This is a genomic window from Saccharothrix sp. NPDC042600, from assembly GCF_040647305.1.
GTDB lineage: Bacteria > Actinomycetota > Actinomycetes > Mycobacteriales > Pseudonocardiaceae > Actinosynnema > Actinosynnema mutabilis.
Map to the genome: position 1 here is coordinate 64,649 of NZ_JBEZBW010000015.1, position 22,952 is coordinate 87,600.

Below are 22,952 nucleotides of genomic sequence, written 5' to 3' on the forward strand. Positions count from 1 at the left end.
GTGGGCATCCGGGACATCGTCGAGGGCAAGAAGCAGTGGCGGGCGCACGTGGCCAGGGTCAGGTCGCTCCCGCCGGACCACCAGATCGTCTACAACGAGATCCAGAAGTACTTCTTCAAGGTCGGTCCGCTCGACCTGACCGACGGCACCCTGCTCCAGGACCTGGTCGACTTCTTCGCGGAGGGCGCGGCGTCCGGCAAGGGCGTCCTCGAACTCATCGGCGACGACGTGGCCGCCTTCGCCGACGGCCTGATCAAGGACTCCCGCACCTACGCCGACCTCTACCAGGAGTCCATCAGAAGGACCTAGGCCACAGGTCGGCGCAGGGCCGGATGCAGCCGAAAGGCAGAATCAGGAGCGGCTGACAACGGGGGGGACATGCGCATCGGTCGACCGGTACAGGCACTGCTGGTGCTCGTGGGCGCGTTCGCGGTCGTGATCGCGGTCGTCGCGGCGTGGCTGTGGTGGGAGTCGGGTGAGCGGGACCGCAGGTTGGCGCGGGTGGCCGAGCAGGTCTCGATCGACGGTTACCGGCTGGCGAAGAAGGTGGAGGACGTCGAGCACGGCCGCGAGTTCGTCACCGCCTACTACGTCGGACCGGCGACCGAGGACACGATCGACCTCGTGTCCGGCATCGCCGTCGAGCCGTCCGGCGGGTCCCGGACGACCGACGGGATGGACATCGGAGTCGCGACCGGCCACCCGGAGTACTGCCTGGTGTCGGTCAGCAAGCACGACCGGACCCAGAGCGCCCGCCCGGCGGACTCCGGCGTCACCGACGACGAGTGGGCGCGCGAGCGGTCGGGTGAACTCGACGTGGTCGGGATTTTGATGTTCTGCGACACGGACAGCGAAAAGGCCCGGTAGGTCCGGCACGGCGCAACAGGTCACCCATCTGTGTGATGGCGCGTATCAAGAGCGACCTCGACGGCTCTGTCCGTTCGCTGGGCATCGCCGACACGGGTGAAGCCCCACACCACCCGGAGGTCAACCGATGCGTGCCCACCGTCTCGTCGCCGCCCTCACCGCGGGCGCGTTGCTGGCCATCACACCACCCGCGCTGGCCGACGAACCCCTCTACAGCCGCGAGGAGACCGCCGCCGCCCCGGCGGTCGTCCCGGAGCACCTGACCAGGGCGTCGAGGGCGATCCGCGACCGGGTCCTCGACCACGTCGCCGCCAACGGCACCGCCCACGAGTTCAGCGTCTACCGCGACCTCGACGCCGGCACGGTCGTCGTCGGCACCAACGCCCCCGCCGACGTGCTGGCGCGGCTGATCGACGGCCACGCCGACGTGGTGCGCACCGTGGGCCAGGGCGTCGAGGAGACCGCGTCGCGCAAGTCCGACAGCGCGCCGTTCTACGGCGGCGCGGGCATCCGCCCCAGCGGGGGCACGGACAAGTGCTCCACCGGCTTCACCGTCAAGAACGCCGCCGCGACCCGGTTCATGGTGACCGCCGGCCACTGCTACCCCAACGGACAGGTGGCCGTCACGGAGAACGGCGGCGTCACGGTCGGCACCGTCACCAACGGCATCAGCACCACCCACGACATGGCGCTGCTGAAGAACCAGTCCTACGCGCCGCGCGTCTACCTGGGCGGAGTGGACAGTTCCACCAGCGCCCCGGTGCTGTCCGCGATGGACCCCCTGATGGACGTCGGCGGCTACTGCCACTCCGGGCGCACGACCGGCGAGCAGTGCGGGCACAAGGTGGTCGACGCCGACGCGATGGCGTGCACCAAGAACGGCTGCAAGGACCACGTCGTCAGCTTCAAGCTCGGCGTGCTGCCCGACCTCGGCGACTCCGGCGGCCCGTTCTTCGCCAAGAGCGGCACGAACATCCTCATCCGCGGCATCGTCTTCGGCCGCAACCTCACCGACATGACCGGCTGGGTCGAGCCCTACAGCCGCATCAAGGCCCAACTCGGCGTCACCGTCGTCAGCGCGTCCTGAGTGGGTCTCCACGACGTCCCGAAGCGCACGGAGACCCGCATGTCGCCGCTCACCCGGCAGTCGCAGTCGATTCACCCGTCCGAGGACACCGGAACGGCTAACGTCCCGGTGCGATGACCACCCGCGGCGAACCCCACCGACGTCCCGGCACGCTGATCCGCGCCGTCCCCCTGGCGCGCCGGTTCCGGCCCGACCACACGGGGGCGGCGTACCGCGTGTTCTACCAGGGTGTCGGCCACGACGGCCGGGGGCGGCTGGTCACCGGGTCGGTGTTCGTCCCCGACGGCACGCCCCCGCCCGACGGCTGGCCCGTGATCAGCTACGCCCACGGCACCACGGGCCTGTCCGACCGCACCGCGCCGTCGCGCACCGGCCTGCTCCGGCTCGAACGCGCCCACATCGCGGCCTGGCTCGCCGCCGGTCACGCCGTCACCGCGACCGACTACGAAGGGCTGTCCACCCCCGGACCGCACCCGTACCTCAACGGCGAGGCGGCCGCCGACGACGTGATCGACATCGTCCGCGCCGCACGACGACTCGACCACCCGCTGGACCGCCGCTGGCTGGTCGCGGGCTTCTCCCAAGGCGGCCACGCGGCCCTCTTCACGGCGCTGATGGCGACGAACTACGCCCCGGAGCTGGACTTCCTCGGCACGGTCGCCTTGGCCCCGCCCGTGCACCTGAGACGCGTCATCGCCGCCCGCACCAGCGACCCGGCCGCGCCCGTCTGCCCGTTCGTGCCGATCGTCCTGGCCGGCATGCGCACCCGCCACCCGACCCTCGCCCACACGTTCCTCACCCCGCGGGGCGCCACCCTGGTCGACCAGGCGGCCCGGCTGTCGCTGGTCGAGATCTTCCACGCCACCAGGGACTTCACCAACCACCAGACCGGCATGACCAACCTGACCGACCACCAGGACGTGGCCCGGGTGCTGGACGACTGCCGAGTCCCCATCACCCGCCTCGACCGCCCGCTCTTCCTGGCCGCCGCCGGCAACGACGAGATCGTGCCGTCCACCGTCATCCACGACTTCGCCACCGACATCACGGCAGCCGGCAGCACGGTGCACCTGACGACCTACCCGGACGCCACCCACAGCACCATCCTCACCGCGGCCGGCACCGACGCGACGACCTGGGCAGCCGGCCTCACCGGCCACTCGCACACCCCCGCCCCGTTCCGGTTCGACCTCCTGGACGCCACCGGCGACGGCCACCTGGGCCGCGACGACTACGAGGCCTTCGCGCTCCGCCTGGTCCAGTCCTTCGGCCACCCACCCCACTCCCCCGCCGCGATGACCGTCCGCTCCGCCTACCGCACCCTTTGGCGCGCCCTGGCCACCGAATCCGACACCGACGACGACGGCCGCATCAGCAAGGCGGAATTCCTGACTTGGGCAACCAACACCACCCACACCACCTTCACTGAAACCCTCCACCCGCTGGCGACAGCCGTGCTGTCCTTGATCGACACCAACGGCACGGGCCAGGTGGAACGCTTGGAGTTCCAAACCCTGTCGACCCGCTGCGGCCTCCCCGAATCCCTGTTCGACCGCCTGGACACCAACCACCGCGGCACCATCGAGATCACCGAACTGATCGAGGCCACCATGTCCTTCTGCCGCAACCCCACCCCGGAAAACCCGGGCCACTGGCTCTTCGGCCGCTTCTGATGACACCGGCCTTGAGCAGGGGCGACACCTGCGAACTGCCCGCCACCGCGGTCCACTGGCTCACCGACGACCCGCAGCCGGGCATCGTCCTGGTGGAACTGGTCGACGCCCAGGGCCGGCCCCACCAACTGGTGGGCAAGAGCGCCTACTTCACCGGCGACCTCTTCCCCGGCTCGACCTACCCGCGCCCCGCCGGCATCCCCTGCACGATCGAGGACATCGACCACGGCATCGCCACCGTGCGCACGTTGTGGGTGACCAGCACCGAGGACATGCCATTCTCTTTCGACGTCGAGTTGGCCGTTCTCAAGCCGGCCCCGCCGGGCATCACGCTGTCCTGAAAGGAATTCACTTCTCTCGTCCGACATTCGGCGCAACGAATCCCCTCCACCAGGACGGTTTTGCCGCCGATTCGCGGCACCGCCCCGCTCGGCCCGTTTGACCGCCCCCGAAGCCGGCAAAGGTCTGGACCATCAGCCGGCCGTGTGGGTGGTCGGCGACCAGAGGAAGTGGAGTGACGGATGAGCGACGCGCAGCTGCCACCGCTGTCGATCGACGAGCTGGCCGCCGAGGGCGGCACCGCCCTGCCGGACAAAGAGGTGTACTCGCTGCTCGACCTGAACGTCGACCTGGACCTCGCGCTCGACCTCGCGGCGCCGATCGGGCTCGCGCTCGCGGGCAACGCCAACGTCGCGGCGCCCATCGACGCCGCCGTGGGCGCGAACGTGCTGTCCGACGGGTCCACCGCGCAGGCCCTCTCCGAGCAGGGCGTCGCGATCCAGCAGGGCATCACCGGCGAGGCGGTGGCCAACTCCGACCAGGACAGCGCCATCGGCCAGGGCACCACCCCGACCCCGCCGCCCGCCGTCACCGACACCCCGGCGCCCACGGACGTGGCCGGCGCTCTGGACGGCGGTCTGCTCAACCTCGACGTGAACCTGGCCGCCGACCTCGACCTGGCCGCCCCGATCAACGGCGCGGTCGCCCTCAACGCCAACGTCGCCGCCCCGATCGACGCCGCCGTGGCCGCCAACCTCGGCTCCGTCGGCTCGGAGGCCACCGCCGTGGCGCAGCAGCAGGCGATCATCCAGCAGACCATCGACGGCTCCGCCGAGGCGAACGCCGAGCAGAGGTCCGAGATCGACCAGTGAGCGAGACGATGAACGCCGCACCGCCGCCGGCCGGCGGGGACATCGCGTCCCCGCCGCGCCGCGCGCGCGACGTCGAACTGATCGGCGCGCTGCGGGACTCCGGCCACCGCCACCCGCCGGCGCTGGTCCGCCGCGGCGACGGCCAGGTCCTCCAGCTCACGCCGCTGCTCTACCGGGTGCTGGCCGCCGCCGACGGGCGCACCGATCTCGCCGGGATCGCCGCCGCCGTCGGGCCCGCCATCGGCCGCACGGTGTCCGCCGACGACGTGCGCACCCTCCTGGACACCAAGCTCAAACCGCTCGGGCTGCTCGACGGCTCCCCGCCCGCGCACCGCAAGGCGGAACCGCTGCTCGGCCTCCGACTACGCCGCGTGATCACCGAGCCCGCCCGCACCCGCCGGATCACCGCGCCGTTCGCGCGGCTGTTCCACCCGCTGGTGGTGGCGACGGTGCTGGTGGCGTTCGCGGCCGTGTCGTTCTGGGTGCTGTTCGTGAAGGGCCTCGCCGGGGCCACCCACCAGGCGTTCCACGAGCCCGCCCTGTTGCTGCTGGTGTTCGCGGTGACGGTCCTCTCGGCGGGCTTCCACGAGTTCGGGCACGCCGCCGCCGCGCGCTACGGCGGCGCCACCCCCGGCGCGATGGGCTTCGGCCTGTACCTGCTCTGGCCCGCGTTCTACACCGACGTCACCGACAGCTACCGGCTCGGCCGGGCCGGTCGGCTGCGCACGGACCTGGGCGGGCTGTACTTCAACGCGCTGGTCGCGGTCGCCGTCCACGTCGTCTGGTGGCTGACCGGCTGGGACGCCCTGCTGCTGGTCATCGCCACGCAGATCCTCCAGATGGTGCGCCAACTCGCGCCGCTGGTCCGCTACGACGGCTACCACGTGCTCGCCGACCTGACCGGCGTCCCCGACCTGTTCCACCACATCAAGCCCACGCTGCTGGGCCTGCTGCCGCACCGCTGGGGCAAGCCGCAGGCCCTCAAGCCCTGGGCGCGCGCGGTCGTGACCACGTGGGTGCTCGTCGTCGTGCCGTTGCTGCTGACCAGCACGGCCCTGCTGGTGCTGGCGTTCCCGCGGGTCGTGGGGACGGCGTGGCAGAGCGTCGGCGAGCAGTGGCGGTCGGCGCGGACCGCCTTCGACGACGGCGACCTCGCCCTGCTGCTGGTGAAGGTGCTGTCGGTGGTCGCGATCGCGTTGCCCGTGGTCGGCATCGGCCTGCTGCTGACCCGCCTCGCGCAACGGCTCAGCGTCCGCGCCTGGAAGTCCACCACGGGCAGGCCCGGACGGCGTGCGCTCGTGGTGCTGTGCGGTGTCGCCGTGATCGCCGGCCTGGCGTGGGCGTGGTGGCCCCAGCCCGACCGCTACCGGCCGATCCGGCCCGACGAGCGCGGCACGGTCGCCGATGCCGCGCCCGTCCTCGCGTCGGCTCCCGGCCCCGTGCGCCCGGAGCCCCAACCGGTGCCGGCCCGCACCGTGTGGCCGACCGACAAGCCGTTGCCCCGCAAGGACAAGCCGGTCCTGGCGATGGTCCTGGAACCGGTCACGCCCGGCGCGCCGACGTGGGTCTTCCCGTTCGACCGACCCGAACCGCCCGGTCCCGGCGACAACCAGGCCCTGGTCGTCAACACCACCGACGGCGCGGTCCGGTACAAGGTGTCCTTCGCGCTGGTGTGGGAGACCGACGGCGTGGTGGACAACCGCAACGAGGCCTACGCGCTGGCGTCGTGCCGGGGCTGCACGACGGTCGCCGTCGCCTTCCAGGTGGTCCTGGTGGTCGGCGAGGCCAACGTCGTGGTGCCGGAGAACGTCGCCGTCGCCGTCAACCACTCGTGCGTCGAGTGCGTGACCTACGCGCTGGCCTCGCAGCTGGTCGTCAGCCTGCCCGAGGACCTCAGCCCCGAGGCGAAGGCCCGGCTGGAGGAGGTGTGGGCGCAGCTGTCCCGGCTGGCCGAGGACGTCCCGGGCATGACGGCCGCGCAGATCCAGCAGTCGCTGGAGGACGCCAAGTCCCGCATCCTCGACGTGCTGCGGGAGGAGGGCGTCCCGATCCCCGGCACGACGACCACCACCCCGCCCACCACGACCACGACGGAGAGCCCCCGCCCGACCACGCCCGAAGCACCCGCGAGCACCCCGGTGACGACGACCACGCCACCCTCGTCCGAGAGCCCGACGACGACGGTCACGTCCCCGCCCACCACGGTCTCGACCAGCTGATCCGTCCCCGGACTCTCGTACTTTAGACCGATCTGCGGTCGGAGCGGCTCGCATACCATCACTCGGTGCACGAGCTCCTCCGCGCCGTCTGGGACGAACCCCGCCCGCCGAACCCGCCGTCGCGCGCCCGGTGGGACTGGGCGCTCATCGGCGTGCTGGCGGTGCTCGGCGTGCTTGAGGGGGTGCTGCGCGACGACCTGACCTCACCGGTCGTCTCGGTGCTGGTCGTGGTGGGTGTGCTGCCGACGTTGCGGTGGCGGCGGACCCGTCCGCTGCTGGTGCTCGTGATCGCGTTCGTGGTCGGCGGCGTCGCCGCGGCGCTGGTCGGTCACGAACTGCAGATGTCCACGATGGCGTACTTCCTGCTGCTGCCGTACTCGCTGTTCCGCTGGGGCTCCGGGCGCGAGGCGGTGCTCGGGTCGCTGGTCGTGCTGGCCAACGTCGGAGCCTCGGTGGCGCAGGGCCACACGAGCCTGTCCGACGGGCTCGCCGGTGTGCTGGTCGTGTCCACGGCCGCCACCCTCGGCACCGCGCTGCGGTGGCGGGTCAAGGCGCGGCTGCGTGAGCTGGACCGGGCCAAGCTGCTGGAACGGGAGCGGCTCGCCCGCGACCTGCACGACACCGTCGCCCACCACGTCTCGGCGATGGCGATCCGCGCCCAGGCCGGTCTGGCGACCGCCGACGCGAACCCGCGGGCCGCGGTCGAGGCGCTGCGCGTGATCGAGGCCGAGGCGTCCCGGGCGCTGGCGGAGATGCGCGGCATGGTCCGGCTGCTGCGGCACGCCGAGCCGGCCGACCTGGCGCCCAACCCCGGCGTGGCCGACCTGGACCGGCTCGCGGGCCGCTCGCCGTTCGGGCCGACCGTGGACGTGGAGGTGGTCGGCGAGGTAGCCGACCTGTCGCCCTCGGTCGGCACCGCGGTCTACCGCCTCGCGCAGGAGTCGGTCACCAACGCCCGGCGGCACGCCCGGCACGCCTCCCGCATCGGGGTCCGGGTCGTCGTCGAGGACCGGGCGGTGCGGCTGTGGGTGACCGACGACGGCGAGCGCCCCAGCCGCCCGACCGCCCGCGGGCACGGGCTGATCGGCATGGCCGAGCGCGCCGGCCTGCTCGGCGGCACGTGCGAGGCGGGTCCCGGCCCGGAGCGCGGCTGGACCGTGACCGCCGTGCTGCCGCGCGTCGGGGGGACCGCGTGAGCGTCACCGTGGTCGTCGCCGACGACCAGGAGATCATCCGCACCGGCCTGACGATGATCCTCGACGCCCAGCCGGGCATCGAGGTGGTGGGCGCGGCGGCCGACGGCCGGGAGGCGGTCGAGCTGGCCCGGCGGCTGCGGCCCGACGTGTGCCTGTTCGACATCCGGATGCCGCTGGTCGACGGCATCGAGGCGACCCGCGCGCTGGCCGGGCCGGGCGTGGCCGACCCGGTGGCGGTCGTCGTGATCACGACGTTCGACCTGGACGAGTACGTGTACGCGGCGCTGCGCGCGGGCGCCAAGGGGTTCCTGCTCAAGGACGCCGGTCCGGGCTTGCTGGCGCAGGCCGTCCACGCCGCCGCGAACGGCGAGGCGCTGATCGCCCCGAGCGTCACGGCGAGGCTGCTCGACGCGTTCGCGGGCGCCGCGCCGCCGGTGGCCCCGGCGCAGCCGGTGGAACCGCTCACCGAGCGGGAGGAGCAGGTGCTGGCCGCGGTGGCGGCCGGGCGCACGAACAGCGAGGTCGCCGACCAGCTCCACATCACGTTGAGCACGGTGAAGACCCACGTCGCGAGCCTGATGAACAAGCTGGGCGTGCGCAACCGGGTGGAGATCGCGATCTGGGCCTACGAGACCCACCGGGTCCGGCGGTAGCCGAAAGTACGACCCGGTGCCCGGTCTTCCGGCCGGTCCGACTCCTGGTCCAACGCCCGATGATCCGAGCCGCCGCACCGGCCACGATCTGGGCATGACCACGACAACACCGCAGCGGCGCACCACGTGGGGCGTGCCGGCCGGGCTGATCGCGCTCGGCCTCGTCCCCGTGGTGGCCGGCAGCCTCCGCCTGGCCGAACTGGGCGGCGGCCCGCAACTCATCGCCTCCGGCGGCCGGGACTACGCGAGCGCTCCGGGATTCCTGGTGGCGCACATCGTCGCCGTGATCGTGTACGCCGTTCTCGGCGCTTTCCAGTTCGCACCGGGGTTTCGCGCGCGGCGGCGCGGTTGGCACCGGGTGGCGGGCCGGCTGCTGGTCGTCTGCGGACTCGTGGGCGCGGTGTCGGGCCTGTGGCTGTCCCTGTTCCAACACCGGCCGGAGATCAGCCCCCTGCTCACCGGCATCCGACTCGTCGTCGGCACGGCGTGGGTGGTCTTCCTCGTCCTGGGCTTCACCGCGATCCGCCGCCGGAACTTCGTCCACCACCGCGCGTGGATGACACGTGCGTACGCGATCGCTCTGGGCGCGGGCACCCAGGCCTTCACCGTCGGGGGCTGGCAACTGGCCGCCGGCACACCCGACCCGTTCACCGAAGCCCTGCTGATGCTCGCCGGCTGGCTGATCAACCTCGCGGTGGCGGAGTGGGCGATCCGACGCTCCACAGCCCGACGTGCGCCGATCACGGCGAGCACGGTGCGAACCGGATGACCACCCTCCCTGCGCAACCCTCCTCGTCCACCTCCACCGACACGAGACCGTCGACGGCGTTCAGAACGGAGAAGTGCGCTGTCCCCGCTTGGTACAGCGGGGACAGCGCGGTTGGCGTGTGAGGTCAGGGTGCGGTCAACAGGGTCAGGCTGTAGCCCGTCAAGGCATCCGACACCAGGGAGAACCACGACACGTTCTCCTTGCCGTCGTGGCTCAGGCAGCGCAGCTTGTTGGGAACGTTCTTGTCAGGGGTGAAACGGCCCGCGCTGGTCATGCCCTCCGCGTAGTTGCGCTTGGTGGCCTCCCAGCTGAAGTTCGAGCCGCCGGAGTCGCCCGGTTCGACGCACGCGTTGTGGCGGGTCAGGTTGGACACCTTCACCGCGGCGGTGTTCGGGTTGTTGTCGTGGTCCATGAGGATCGTCTCCCCCTTGGCCTTGATGACGCCGCACGTCAGCTTGGTCGTGGCGCCCGACTTGCACACCGAAGTGCCCGCCAGGGAGGACTTCTTCCCGTGGATGTAGTACTTGGCTTCGTTGGCGTAGGCGTTGACCCACGGACCCTGCTGCCACGCGGCGGTGTTGGACACCCGCACCGCGGCGCGGTCCACGCCGGGGAAGGTCGAGTGGGACACCACGCCGATGGCCGTCCCGTTCGCCGACGTCGGCGTGCCGTACGGGCCGCAGTGGCCGGCGGTGAGGAAGTAGCGGTTGTTGCCGTTCACCGCGTTGAAGCCGGCCGAGCAGCGGACCGCGCCGCTCCAGTACCCGTCGCCGCCGCGCAACAGGGCCGCGGCGGCGGGCGCGGCGTCGGTCTCCACGACGCGGACCGCGTCACCGTGGCGGGCGACGGCGTCGCGCACCGCCGCGCCCGGTGTCTGTCCACTCACGACGGTGATCACGACCGCGTTGCTCTTCGGGTCGGCGTGCCAGGCCGCGACGCCGGCGAAGGCGTCCGGTTCGGCGTCCAGCCGCTGGTCCAGCTCGGTCTTGACCGACTCGATCGCACGCAGCGTGCGGGTCACCACCCGCGCCTCCGCGCCGGCCGCGCGGACCTGTTCGGCGTCCTCGGTGGTGGTGACGGCGACCACGAGCTTGGCGGTGGTCTCGTCCAGCCACGAACCGCCGTGGTCGTCGCCCAGTCCGGGGACGAGGTCGGCGTCGAGCCGCATGGCGGCGTCCTGGGCGTCGAAGCGGGCCAGGGCCTGTCCCTCGGTCAGGCCGAGGTCGCGGCGCAGCGCCTCCAGCAACGCCGCGGTGGCCGGGTCGTCGGTCGGCTCGGCCGCGGCCGGCGCCGCGGTGAGGCCGGCGACGGCCAGGGTCATCCCGGCGATGACCCCGTGGATCTTCTTCCTGCGGTGCATGTCCCCTCCTTGTCCGGCGGCGCGAACCCCGCGCCGCACAACGGGATGGCGTTCAACGCGGGTGAACGGTGTTCGGTCGCCGGAGCCGCCAGGCGACCGGCGGGTGCGGCCCCGGGTGGTAGCCGCTGAACGTGCCGGTGTTGACCGACGTGTCGAGGTGGTGGCCCAGGTCCGGGAAGTCCCGGGTGAGCCGGGAGATCACCGCCCGCAGCGCGCGGGTGGTGTTGACCCGGGCCCGTTCGGCGGGTGAGCACGCGGGGCGCGCCCGGCCGCCCAGGCCGAACGCCCGCGCCAGTTCCGCGGTCAGGGCGTCGATCTCGGACCTGGCCCGCTCGGCGCGCTCCGGGTCGTGGCACTGCTCGGCGTCGGCCACCTCCTCGCGCAGGTCGGCGAGGCGACGGCGGTAGGCGTTCTTGGCGGTCTCGTCCAGCAGCGGTCCCGTGCCGCCGCACCCGCCGGCCGTCAGCTCCGGGTCGTGGTCCGCCGGCGGCGCGCCCGGCCCTTCCACCGCCGACAACTGGAGCGCGTGCAGGTCGATCCCGGGCGAGGACAGCAACGCGTGCAGGTAGCTCAGCCCTTTGCAGTGGCGCAGCCGCAGCACCGAGCCCGCCCACTCCAGCGACCAGTGGTCGCCTTCGCGGGACAGGGTGGCGACGGGCGTGCCGGCCGTGCCGGTGAAGCGCAGGCGCAACGACACCGTGTCGCCGTCGGCGGTCAGGTCCACCACCCGCCAGTCGGCGGCGGTCAGCGCGCGGCTCACCTCGTGCAGCGCGCCGGTCACCGAGGCCAGCGGCGGGCCGGATTCAGGGGAATGGGCGATGGTCATGCCGTCGAGCCTGGTGGGAGGCTTTTGAGCGGCCTTAGGGCCGGATTGGGCGGCACTGCTCCGATCGAGTGCACCGGCCCGGGAGGTCCTACCGTGCGGCGGCCGAACGGCGATGGACGGGGTGTGACGACGTCCGTGACGCCCGACGCCCTGTCCCGTCCCCGGCTGGACCACCTGCTCACCGCGGCCCGCTCGACCCGGCTCACCACGGTCGTCGCGCCCGCCGGGTACGGCAAGACCACGTTCCTGGCCGGCTGGGTGGATCGCGCCCCGGTCGCCTGGCACACCGTCACCGAGCGGGACCGCTTCGTCCAGCCCTTGCTGGCCGGGCTCACCGCCGACCTGCGCGCGGCGCTGCCCGCCCTGGACTTCACGCCCCCGGACGTGCTGGCCGACGACGAGGCCACCGGCAGCGCGGGTCGGGCCAACCGGGCGCACGCCATGGCCGCCGCGCTGTCCGACGCGGTGACCGCCGCCGCGACCGGCCCGGACCCGGTGTTGCTGGTCCTGGACGACCTGCACGTCCTGCACCGCGACGACCCCGCCGCCGAGCTGCTCGCGGCGCTGTGCCTGCAAGCGCCGCCGGCGCTGCGCGTGGTGCTCGCCGGGCGGGAACCGACGCCGTTCCCGGTGCGGCGGCTGCGCGGGCGTGGTGGGCTGCTGGAGGTGACGGCGGCCCAGCTCGCGTTCACCGAGGCGGAGACCGCGCGGTTGCTTCCCGGCGTGGACCGCGACCGGGTCGCGGAGGTCCACCGGACGACCGGCGGCTGGCCGGTGGCGGTGCGCATGGCCGCCGACGCGGTGCGCCGCGACCCGGACGCCCCGCTGGAACTGCCGCGCAACCGGACCCTCTACGACTGCCTGGCGCACGAGGTGTTCGACCGGGAACCCCGGCGGGTGCGTGGACTGCTCGCCGCGGCCGCCCTGTTCGACCGCTTCGACGCCGAGCTGATGACCGCGCTGGGCTTCGCCGACGCCGCCGACGTGCTCGCGGACCTGGTGGCGCGCGGCCTGTTCGTGGAGCGCCTGGTGGCCGCGCCGGGCCGGCTGGGGCTCATCCCGTTGGCGCGGGCGTTCGTGCAGAGCCGCTTCCCGCTCGACCGCGCGGAACGGGACCGGCTCAGCCGCGCGGCGGCGGAGTGGCTCGCCGGGCACGGGCACCTGACCGAGGCCCTGGCCGTGCTGACCGGCATCGGCGACCACAAGGGTGTCGCGCGGCTGTTGGCGGGCCGGGGCGACGAGCTGGTGCACCAGGGTGGCGCGGACGCCGTGATCGCGGCGGTGGACCGCATCCCGCCGGCCGACCGCGACCCGATGACCTGGCAGCTCGCGGGCGTGGCCCACCAGGTGCGCGGCGAGTGGGCGATGGCGTTGGCGTGCCTGCGGGGAGCGGCCGGTCCCGACGGGCGGATGAGCCCCGCCCTCGCCGCGCGCGTCGCCGCCATGCACTACTTCAGCGGCGCGCCGGACCAGGCGCTGGCGGCGTGCCGGGAGTGCGAGCTGACCGGCGAGGACCCGGCGGCGGAGTCGCGCGTGCACAGCCTGGCGGCGGGCGCGCACTGGGCGCACGGCGACGTGGCGGCGAGCAAGGCCCGCATCGCCGCGGCCACCGACTTGGCCGAGCGCTGCGGTGACGACGCGGCGCTGTCCGCGGCGCACACCGTGCTGGCCATGATCGCCGACGCCGAGGGCGACCGGGTCGCGGTGGCCGACCACACCGGGCGGGCGCTGGCCCACGCCCGGCTCGCGGGGGACGTCCTCGCGGAGATCCGGGTCCGGGTGAACCGGTCGGCGCACTTCGTGCACGAGGCGAGCCACCGGGAGGCGTTGGCGGAGCTGGAGGTCGCGCTGCGCTTGGCCGACCTGACCGGGTTCGCGGGCTACCGGGCGCTGGGCCTGAACAACCGGGGCGCGGCCTGGCTGGGCCTGGGGCAACTGGACGAGGCGGCGGCCGACCTGCACGCGGCCCGGGCCGTCTACACCAGGTCCGGGTCGCGGCTGGCGAGCCTGGCGCTGGAGTCGTTGGGCGAGGTGTACCGGCTGCGCGGCGACCGCGCGCTGGCCCGGTCGGCGTTCACCGAGGCGGTGCGGCTGGCCGAGGAGAACGGCGCGGTGCCCCAGGTCGTGCCGGCGTTGGCGGGCCTGGCCCGGCTGCTGGCCGACGAGGAACCCGCGACCGCCCGAGACTTGGTGGACCGCGCGTTGGCGTGCGGCACCGGCCTGGGCTACCCGGCGGCGCTGTTGGCCGCCGCCCGGCTCGCGCTGGCCGACGGCCGCGACGACGAGGCGGCGGCGTTCGCGGACCGGGCGCGGTCGGAGGCGGGTCGCCGGGGTGACCGGGCGGCCGTGGCGGAGTCGCTGGAGCTGTCCGGGCGGGCGCAGTCCGACCGGGAGCGGGCGTTGGCGCTGCTGGACCAGGCGGCGGCGGTGTGGCGGGAGATCGGCAACCCGTTGGGCGGCATCGCGGTGTCGATCGCGCGGGCCCGGGTGCTCGGCGGCACCGACGGCCTGGCGCTGGTGGTCGTGGCGGAGCGGGAGGCCGCCCGGGCGGGGGCGCGCGGCCTGGCCGCCGAGGCCGCGGCGGTGGCCCGGGAGTGCAGCGCGCGGGACCGGCCGGCCGTGTCGATCCGCACCCTGGGCGGTTTCGGGGTGCTGCGCGGCGGCACACCGCTGCCGGCCACCGCCTGGCAGTCACGCAAGGCCCGTGACCTGGTCAAGATCCTCGTCTCCCGGGCCGGCCGCCCCGCGACCCGGGAGGCGCTGATGGCGCTGCTGTGGCCGGGCGAGCCGCCCGCCCGCGTGGCCAACCGGTTCTCCGTGGCCCTGTCCACCGCGCGCCTGGTCCTGGACCCCGACCGCGGCGACGCGCACGGCATCGTCGCCGACGCCGACCAGGTGCGCTTGGACCCGGCCGTCGTGGACGTGGACGTCCTGCGCTTCCTGGCCGGCGCCAAAGCGGCTCTGACCCGCCCCGCGCCGGCGCTTTTGGCCGCCGCCGAAGCCGCCTACGCCGGTGACTTCCTGGAGGAGGACCCCTACGCCGACTGGGCGGCCGAACTGCGCGAGAACGCCCGCCTGACCTACCTGCAGGTCGCGTCCGCGCTGGCCGCCCACGCCCTCGACGCCGGCGACCACGTCGCGGCCAGCCGCTACTGCCTGCGCATCCTGGAACGCGACTGCTACGACGAGACCGCGCACCTGACCGTGATCCGCTGCCTGACCGCGACCGGCAGCCACGGGGAGGCACGGCGGCGGTACCGCACCTACGTGCAGCGGATGCGGGAGATCGAGGTCGAACCCAGCCCTTTCCCGAGCGCCTTGGCGGCGTGAGCCGCACGACCCTCCCGGGCCGTGCGGCTCACGCGTCACGGCATCTCGCAGATGGCGTACGCCTCGATGCTCCACGGGCTCGCGCCCTTGGTGCCGACCACGGTCATGCTCCCGGCGGACCAGTCGGGGTAGAGGCCGGTCAGACTGGCCACCGAGTCGGGCGAGTTGCTCTTCACCGTCCCCCCGCCGCCGAGCAACGACGACCCCGGGGCGCACTGCGCCGACGCCTTCTGCACCAAGTCCCCCTTCATGGCGCCGGTGTCGATCTCGATGTAGGTCTTCCCGACCAGCGCGGCGTCGCAGGACCCCCACGCCTTCACCGACCACTGCCCGTCGACGGGCCCGGACGCTTTGGCGGTGGCGGTCGTCAGGTCCTTGGAGGGAACGAGCCCGTACAACGTCGCCTGCCCGGAGGGGTCCACCACCTCGCCGTACACGCCCGTCAGGGACCCGACTCCCGGGCAGTCGGCCGAAGCCGACTTCAGGTCCACGGCCTGGGCGCCCACCACCGGCGCCGAACGCACCAGCACCGGGCTGCCCTGCCCGCACACGGCCCAGGCGGTGATGCTCCACGGCACGACGGCCTTCACCCCGCGCGCCCCCACCACGGCCCGCGACAGGTCCACCGCCGGCACCACCCGCGTGATGATCGCCGACCCCGTCGGACCGCCCTCGACCGACCCGCCGGCCGAGTACAACCTGGTGCCCGAGGGACAGACGACGACCACCTCCTTGTCCGCGAGACCGGCCGGCCCGGTCTGCGTCACGGTCACCCGCCCGGGCACCTCGGCCACCGCCGCCGGCGCCACCACCCCGAGCGCCAGTGCGACCCCCGCCACCAGCCCCACCATCGATGTCCTGCGCATCGAACCCCCTGGGTCCCGGCCGCGTCAGGGCGACGCGGCGTTGCCGGGGCAAGTCTGCGGAGGCCGCTTTCGGTGATCTTAAAGTCGGGCCCGGCCTGCCCGAACCCGCGACACGGGCACCGGTGCCCGACCTACGATCCGGTTGGTGACGAGCTTCCCCGCCGCGGCCCGACGAGTGCGCGACGACGCCCTCCCCCCGCGCGCCCGGCTGCTCGCCCTCCGGGAGTGCACGCTGAACTTCGCCCCCTACGGCTTCCGCGCCACCTGGCACCACCTCGTGGTCAACGCCCGGATCCCCCGGCGCCTGGAAGACGACCTCGACTCCCTGCACCGCGCGGTGGACGAACTGGAAGAAGCCCGCGCACTCTGGCGAACCCGCACCGCGACCTACCCGAACCGCCGCCGCCACGAGAAGTCCGCGGGCCGCCGGGTCCCACCGCAGGCGGACCGCTGGCAGGGCAACCCCGTCCACCTGGACTGCCCCGACTTCGAACACCACCCCACCGACCGCCTGGCCACGGTCATCCGCAGGGTGATCACCGCCCACGAGTCCGGCACCGACCCGACCACGACCTGCCTGGCCTGCGACCAACCCCTGAAGGGCACGCACAGACCCTGCCCGACCTGCGGCATCCGCCCCTCGGGCGCACCACGCGCCCACCTCCCACCCGCAGTCGCCCTCCGGGCGGCCGAGCGCTGGAACGCCGTCTGGCGACGGGAACTCCCGGCACCCGACGCGACCCCGGGCTCCACCCCGAAGGCCGGGCCGGCACCCCCGCGGGATGCCGGCCCGGCCGGAGGTGCGCGCTAGCCGCGGCCCATGAAGTAGAACGACCGGACCATGCCCATCATCTTCTCGGTGTAGACGTCCACCGGGTTGCGCAGCCGCCACGCCTTGGTCTTGCCGTACGTGGCCGCCCCGCTGACCGGCGGGGACAGCTGGATCCCGCCGGCCGCGCGGGCGCCCTGCATGCTGCCGGGATCCGCGATGTGCTTGTCGTAGCCGTACTCGGCGCTCAGGCCGGTGCCGAAGACCTCACCACCCACGCTGACGGCCTTCTCCCAGTCGCCCGGCGGGGTGTTGAGGTCCTCGATCCCGTTCTTCTTCGGCCAGTTGGTCGCGCCCACCGAGGCCGCCGGGCCGATGGCGGTGTCCATGCCGAACTTGAACGACAACGCCAGCCCGAACCCCTTGCGGTCCTTGACGACGCACAGTTCCGCGCCCAGCAGCACCGTCGCGCTGACCCCGCCCCCGCCGCACAGGCCGAGCACGCCCTTGCGCGGCTCCGGCTGCTTCGGCTTGGGCTGCGGTTTCGGGGTGAGGTCGGGGACCTGCTTCTGCGCCGGCGGTTGGAACCCGGGCTTGAACGGCCCGTGCAGGCCCACCGGCACCCGGGCCAGCACCTGCGTGCGCACCGCCCACGTCCAGTAGCTCTGGAAGATGTTGTACGCCACGTGCACCAGGTACAACGTCTGCCGGATCAGCATGTTGTAACCGCCGTACCGCACCCAGAACTGGCGGTAGCCGACCGGGTAGAACGTGTAGTACGGGTACAGGCCGTCCGGGTCGGAGGCGGTGGTCGGGGCGTTGTCGGCGTAGTTGTAGCCGTTCATCTGCTGCGAGCGGCCGAACTCCACCACCGGGTCCACCGAGACGAACCGGCCGGTGTCCGGGTCGTAGCTGCGCGCGCCGAGCGTGGTGAGGCCGATCGACGTGTCCACGACACCGCCGACGAACCCCTTCTCGTTGCCCGCGGGCCACGCGCCGGCGCTGCCGCGCACCTGCCCGAACGGGGTGTACCGCCGCCTGCTCACCGCGCCGGTCACGGCGTCGACCGCCAGTTCACCGGTGCCGTGGTGGTCGGCGACCAGGAACGTCACGCCGGTGCCCGTGCGCATCGCGCCCTGGTAGTACCGGGTCGCCTTGGGCGCGGTCGTCCCCTTCGCCAAGCGCACCTCCAGCTCCGGCAGGTAGAGCGTCGTGCCGGTCGCGTCCCGGCGCAGCAGCCGCTCGCCGTCGGCGGTGTGGAGGAACGCCGTCTCGCCCCGCTTGTCGTCGGTGACGCGCTCCAGTTCGCCCTCGGCGTCCCACACCAGCGTCTGGTTGCCGGCGGGTGTGCGGCGCTCGGTGGTGTTGCCGGCCCGGTCGTAGCCGAAGGACTCGCCGCCGGTCACCTCCGCGAGCTGGTGGCCGGTGAACTTCGGGTCCACGCCGGGGCCACCGGCGTAGCGGTACTCCCGGGTCGCGGTCCGCGTGCCGCCGCCCGGCCCGGCGCCGTAGCGGCTCTCCGCGGTGCGGTTGCCGCTGTCGTCGTAGGAGTAGGTCGCCCGGTACGGGGCCGGGCCGCCGACGGTGGCGGTGCCCGCGTCGGCCGAGCACGAGGTGCCCGTCTCCGTCCAGGCGTCGACCAGTCGGCGCAGGTCGTCGTAGCGGAAGCACTGGTTGTCCACGCCGTCGCGGGAGGTGTCGGTGATCTGCTCGACGTTGCCCGCGGGCGAGTACCGGTAGTGCACGCTGCGGTCGGTGCCCGCGGTGCCGGCGTGCACGGTGGTCGCCTTCGAGAGGCGCCCGGTGCCGTGCTCGTAGGCGAAGGTCTGGTCGAGCTGCTTGCCACCGGTGGACAGGCGCTTGCCGATCACCTTGCCGGTCTTGGTGTGGTCCGTGCCCACGACGTAGGTCGAGAGGTTGGACTGCATGGTCACCAACCGGCCGAGGTCGTCGTAGCCGAAGGACATGTTCTCCGCCGGCAGGTCGCCCGCCGCCGGGCTGCTCGCCGACTTCACGCTGCCGTCGGGGTGGTAGGTGGTGTCGAACACGTACCCGCCGCTCGGGGCGAGGACCCCTTCGGCCGTCGGCAGCACGACCCGCTTGCGGGTGGGCCGGTTCAGCGCGTCGTAGAAGTCGACCTGCGTGGTGTAGGCGGCGCCGCCGACGAACCGGGTCGTGCCGGTCTGCAGGCCCTTGCGGACGGTGTCGTAGGTCCACTCGGCGAGCTTGACCGGCGGGCTGGACGTGGCGTCGTACCGGGCGGTCTTGCGGCCCAGCACGTCGTACTCGACCGTCACCCGCTTGCCCCGGGCGTCCACCGTGGCCACGAGGCGGTCGAGGACGTCGTACTCGTAGCGGGTGGTGCCCTTGTCCGGCGCGGTGGTGGCCACCTTCCGGCCGCGCACGTCGTAGGACGTGGTCCACACGTGCCCGCCGGGGCCGGTCACCACCGCCTCCCGGCCCCGGTTGTCGTAGCGGAAGGTGGTGGCGACGTACCCGCCCGCCCGGTGCTCCCGGACCTCGGTCTTGCGGTCGAGGGCGTCGGTGAACGTGGTGACGACCGTGCCGCCGGCCGGCGGGACCTCGCGCGTCCAGCCCCCGCCGTGCTCGAAGGTCGTGCGCCACTTCTCCTGCACGTCGCTGCTGCCCACCAACAGCCGGTCCGCGGTCTTGCGGCCCTGCCCGTCGTACTCGTAGACGTGCTGGGTCTCGATCTGACCGGGGTCGGCCACGCCGAACAGCTCCGCCTTCGGCTCGCCGGCGGCGTAGTAGGGCTCGTAGGTGCGGTCCACCTCGCCGCTCTCGTTGTAGAAGGTGTCCGAGATCAGCCTGCCCCGGGTCGTGCCGTCCCGGCCGGGCAGCTGTTCCTGGCGCTTGCGCAGCCACCCGTCGAACAGCACGTGCGAGACGTCCTGCCCGCCGTCCTTGTTCAAGGTCCTGGTGGCGATGGCGACGATCGCGCCGGCCCGGATCAGGTAGTCGAACTCCTTGTCCGGGGTGGCGGTCGTGGCCCGGCCGCCCCGCCAGACCCGCACCAGCCGGCCCAGGCCGTCGTGGACCAGGGTCGCGGTCTTGCCGCCGGCGTCGGTCTCGCGCACCGGCTCGCCCCACGCGGGGTCGAGCTCCTTGATCTTGACGTGCGCGGAGTCCGGGTCGTCGGAGCGCACCGGCGGTGAGGTCGTGGTGACCTTGGTGGTCAGGCCGTGCGAATCGGTGTAGGCGGTGCGGGTGGTCCGGCCGGCGGCGTCGGTCTCCGCCTCGGCCCGCCCGTAGCGGTCGAACGAGCTGCGCTTGTCGGCCACGTGGGTGACCGTGGTCGCGGTCGCGTCCTGGGCCTTCTCCAGCGTGGTGACCGTGCCGGCGGTGGGCGCGGCCCTGAACGCGCCGCCGTCGTAGAACGTGCGCTCGTCGGAGATCAGGTCCTTGGCCAGCTCGGGCGTCTCGCCGCAGCGCCTGCCCACGACCCGCACCTGTGCGGGCCGGGCCAGGATGCGCTCGCCGTCGGCGGTGAACGTCGTGGTCGTGCACTTCTCGTCGCCGGTCGCGGCCACGTCGCCCTGGTCGTCCACCTCGGCCGGGGCGCCCGTGGTGAGGTGGAACGACTTCGTGGTGCTGCGGGTCTCCCGCCAGCCCGAGTCCACCTGCTTGAGGGTGCGGGTCTGCGCGACGCCGGTCAGGTTCGCGGTGACGGTGCCCCACGGCCGGGTGCGGCTCGCGGTCTGGTGGTGCCACGGCGCGGTGACGGTCCTGGCCACGGGCACACCGCCCGCGCGGTCGTAGACGACCTTGCGGACCTCCATGCCGCGCAACGACTCGTGGTCCTGGTGGGTGCCGCCCTCACCGTCGGACACCGACACGGACTTGCTGCCGCCGTCGCGGTCGAGCCGGTCGCCGTGCATGCCCTGGAAGTACCAGTGGTCGGTCTGCGACGGCGCCGGACCGGTCACGCCGGCCTTGACGCGGACCTTGTCGTAGCCGCGCCACTCCGACCACGTCTTGTACTTCTCCGGCGTGATGCCGTCGTCGTCGGCGTAGCGCCAGGACGGGCGGCCGATGCTGTAGTCGTAGTCGGTGACCATGTCCGGCGAGCCGCCGGTCAGGTCGGTGCGCACGACCTGGGTCACCACGTACTTGTGGAACCAGTCCAGCGTCGGGTCGACGCCGCCGCTGGTCTTGACCCAGTACACGGGGAAGCAGCGGCGGTGGTTGGTGTGCGGCGCGGGCAGGTCGGAGGTCGAGCAGTCGGCGCCGGAGTAGTTGACGTCCACCACCCCTCCGGTCTCGTTGTGGATCGCGCCCACCCGGTTCTTGACGAACGGACCGACGTCGTCGCCGAGCCGGTCGACCCGGTTCGGCCGCTGGGTGTAGGAGAAGGTGACCGGTGGCATCGCGACCGGCGTCGCCGCCGCGTGTCCGGTGTGGACGATGGACTTGAGCAGCAGTTGGCGGTCCACGTCGGCGGTGCCCCAGGCGTGCTCGAAGGTCCACGAGTCCACGGGTCGGTGGCCCGCGCCGTCGGGTTGGACGACCCGCGTGGTGATCCCGGTGATCCGCTTGCGCGTCCAGAACGTCGGTGAGGCCGCGCCGTGGTCCTGCTCGCACTTGGTGTCCGGCTTGCAGTTCAGGTCCCAGGGCACGTCTTCCCAGTACTCGGGGTGCGTGCCGATGTTGCCTTCCGCGCAGTCCTCGCCGGAACGCAGGCAGCGCTCGGCCACGGTGAAGTCCACGCGGGCGGGCGGCGTGGCCCGGAACAGGTCGTCGGAGCGCAGCCCGTAGTCGACGCGCTTGAGGTAGCCGCCGCGGTCGTAGTGGGTGTCGTCCTCGGCGCGCAGGTTGCGCGCGTACCGGTTGCCTTCCTGCTCGTAGAAGTACGCCACGGCGTTGCCTCGCGGGTCCTCGACGTAGTCGAGGTTCCACCGCCACGCCTGCCGGCACCAGGAGTCGGCGAAACCGCTCTTGTGGCAGGGATCGCCGCTGTCGTCGCCGAACACCGGCACGGTCCACGTCGACTGGGTCTCCGGCTTGCCGGAGGTCCAGCCGCGCAGCCGGTTCTTGCCGAAGTGGTAGCGGGTGCCGTCGGGGGTGGTGACGATCCAGTACTCGTTGTCGTTGTCGCCGTTGGCGGTGTCGGTCGCCGTCCCGGTGACGCGCTGGACGCGCGTGCCGTCGTCCTTGCGCAGCTTGTACCGGCCGTCGCCGAGCGGGACCAGGTCGCCGCTGCGACCGCCCAGCGACAGCACCGCGTTGTCGTGGCCCCAGCACTGGTCGCCGGGGTGGACGTCGTACTTGTCGTCCTTGGGCACCCCGTCGTCCTTGCAGGACTTGTAGCGGCGCTCGACGTGGCCCGGCCCGAGGTCGAACCCGTCGCCGACCAGCGAGCCCTGGTTGTTGGTGGCGGAGGTGCGGCCGTCGATGGACGACGACGAGTAGTGCAGCGCCAACTCCGGCGTCAGCCCGCCGGGCACGGGCGGCACGCGCAACGGGTACGACCAGGTGAAGTCGCCGGTCTGGGTGCCGACCTCCCAGGTCGCCGACGGGGCCAGCTCGGTGGCCTTGTAGTCGCCCTTGGCGCTGTCGGTCCCGGCGGTCGCGGCCAGCACGGCGCCCGGCGCGACCTCGGCGGACACCGCGCGGGCGCGGACGTCGTTGGCCGAGTCCAGCGGGGTGGCGGTGCGGCACTCGGGCCGGTCGGGGGTGGTGACGGCGCACGCGGGCAGCCGCACCAGCCGGATCCGGGAGCCGTAGGACCCGCCGAACGCCTCGGCGAACCCCGAGTAGTCCAGCCGGACCTCCGCCTTGCCCGGGGCCGGGGCGGAGTCCGCGCGGTCGACGGTGAACAGCACGCCCGACACCTCGGCGCGGGCCGCCGCCTCCTCGTCGAGCACCCGCACGCGGAGCTTGCCGGGCTCGGCGGACGAGGCGCTCACCGGCCCGCTCGGGGCCGCGTTCACCTCGACGTCGGTGGTGCCGGCCGCGGGCCACGCGACGACGGGGTCGGCGGCGGGTGGCGCCTCGGGTCTGTGCTTGACGGGGACGGCGCCGCCCTCGACCGCTGTCTCGCGGTCCTCCGGGCGGGCGGTGGTGGACGTGGCGTGGTGTGACGCCGCGGTGAGCATCCCGGCCAGCAGCACCGTGGACAGCGCGGCGGACAGGGTTCGACGCAAGGGCATGGGAACCTCCGGGTCC

The 22,952-nt window shown here is 73.2% G+C and carries 16 protein-coding genes; 12 read left to right on the plus strand and 4 right to left on the minus strand.

The genetic code is table 11. The features are described 5' to 3' along the window. From AB0A74_RS13395 to AB0A74_RS13440, 10 genes are all read left to right on the plus strand, one after another. Positions 1-309, plus strand: a complete 309-nt coding sequence (locus AB0A74_RS13395) for a DUF1048 domain-containing protein (RefSeq protein ID WP_358249098.1) — start codon at positions 1-3, stop codon at positions 307-309. Positions 310-378: 69 nt separating this feature from the next. Next, the gene (locus AB0A74_RS13400) at positions 379-867 is read left to right on the plus strand and encodes a hypothetical protein (RefSeq protein WP_358249100.1); all 489 of its coding nucleotides are present in this window, start codon (positions 379-381) and stop codon (positions 865-867) included. A 127-nt stretch (positions 868-994) separates the two neighbouring features. Continuing rightward, positions 995-1,954, plus strand: a complete 960-nt coding sequence (locus AB0A74_RS13405) for a S1 family peptidase (protein ID WP_358249102.1) — start codon at positions 995-997, stop codon at positions 1,952-1,954. Positions 1,955-2,067: 113 nt separating this feature from the next. Next, complete coding sequence (locus AB0A74_RS13410) at positions 2,068-3,627, plus strand: lipase family protein (RefSeq protein WP_358249104.1); 1,560 nt, start codon at positions 2,068-2,070, stop codon at positions 3,625-3,627. Between the two features lie 11 nt (positions 3,628-3,638). Continuing rightward, entirely contained in the window at positions 3,639-3,968 is a 330-nt protein-coding gene (locus AB0A74_RS13415; RefSeq protein WP_358249105.1) for a hypothetical protein, read from the plus strand. A 180-nt stretch (positions 3,969-4,148) separates the two neighbouring features. After that, the gene (locus AB0A74_RS13420) at positions 4,149-4,778 is read left to right on the plus strand and encodes a peptidoglycan-binding protein (RefSeq protein WP_358249107.1); all 630 of its coding nucleotides are present in this window, start codon (positions 4,149-4,151) and stop codon (positions 4,776-4,778) included. Next, positions 4,775-6,997 carry a hypothetical protein gene (locus AB0A74_RS13425; RefSeq protein ID WP_358249109.1) on the plus strand — a complete coding sequence of 741 codons (2,223 nt, stop codon included), beginning with the start codon at positions 4,775-4,777 and terminating at the stop codon, positions 6,995-6,997. The genes AB0A74_RS13420 and AB0A74_RS13425 overlap by 4 nt, the downstream gene beginning before the upstream one ends. Before the next feature lie 65 nt (positions 6,998-7,062). Beyond that, entirely contained in the window at positions 7,063-8,193 is a 1,131-nt protein-coding gene (locus AB0A74_RS13430) for a histidine kinase (protein ID WP_358249111.1), read from the plus strand. Beyond that, the gene (locus AB0A74_RS13435; protein ID WP_358249113.1) at positions 8,190-8,846 is read left to right on the plus strand and encodes a response regulator transcription factor; all 657 of its coding nucleotides are present in this window, start codon (positions 8,190-8,192) and stop codon (positions 8,844-8,846) included. The genes AB0A74_RS13430 and AB0A74_RS13435 overlap by 4 nt, the downstream gene beginning before the upstream one ends. 94 nt (positions 8,847-8,940) lie before the next feature. Beyond that, the gene (locus AB0A74_RS13440) at positions 8,941-9,615 is read left to right on the plus strand and encodes a DUF2306 domain-containing protein (protein WP_358249115.1); all 675 of its coding nucleotides are present in this window, start codon (positions 8,941-8,943) and stop codon (positions 9,613-9,615) included. A 124-nt stretch (positions 9,616-9,739) separates the two neighbouring features. Here the strand turns inward: AB0A74_RS13440 and AB0A74_RS13445 are convergent, their stop codons facing one another. Both AB0A74_RS13445 and AB0A74_RS13450 read right to left on the minus strand, forming a co-directional pair. Continuing rightward, a complete protein-coding gene (locus AB0A74_RS13445; RefSeq protein ID WP_358249117.1) occupies positions 9,740-10,975 on the minus strand; it encodes a S1 family peptidase in 1,236 nt (411 codons plus the stop codon). A 52-nt stretch (positions 10,976-11,027) separates the two neighbouring features. Continuing rightward, on the minus strand, positions 11,028-11,801 hold the full coding sequence (locus AB0A74_RS13450) for a hypothetical protein (protein WP_358249119.1): 774 nt from the start codon (positions 11,799-11,801) through the stop codon (positions 11,028-11,030). A 123-nt stretch (positions 11,802-11,924) separates the two neighbouring features. Between AB0A74_RS13450 and AB0A74_RS13455 the strand changes: the two genes are divergently transcribed. Continuing rightward, on the plus strand, positions 11,925-15,131 hold the full coding sequence (locus AB0A74_RS13455; protein ID WP_358249121.1) for a BTAD domain-containing putative transcriptional regulator: 3,207 nt from the start codon (positions 11,925-11,927) through the stop codon (positions 15,129-15,131). Positions 15,132-15,166: 35 nt separating this feature from the next. Here the strand turns inward: AB0A74_RS13455 and AB0A74_RS13460 are convergent, their stop codons facing one another. Continuing rightward, positions 15,167-15,997 carry a hypothetical protein gene (locus AB0A74_RS13460; protein ID WP_358249122.1) on the minus strand — a complete coding sequence of 277 codons (831 nt, stop codon included), beginning with the start codon at positions 15,995-15,997 and terminating at the stop codon, positions 15,167-15,169. A gap of 145 nt (positions 15,998-16,142) precedes the next feature. Between AB0A74_RS13460 and AB0A74_RS13465 the strand changes: the two genes are divergently transcribed. Then, positions 16,143-16,808 (plus strand): hypothetical protein, encoded by a 666-nt coding sequence (locus AB0A74_RS13465; protein ID WP_358249124.1) that lies wholly within the window; start codon positions 16,143-16,145, stop codon positions 16,806-16,808. Here AB0A74_RS13465 and AB0A74_RS13470 read toward each other — a convergent pair. Beyond that, on the minus strand, positions 16,805-22,936 hold the full coding sequence (locus AB0A74_RS13470) for an RHS repeat-associated core domain-containing protein (protein ID WP_358249126.1): 6,132 nt from the start codon (positions 22,934-22,936) through the stop codon (positions 16,805-16,807). The genes AB0A74_RS13465 and AB0A74_RS13470 overlap by 4 nt on opposite strands. Positions 22,937-22,952: the final 16 nt, after the last annotated feature.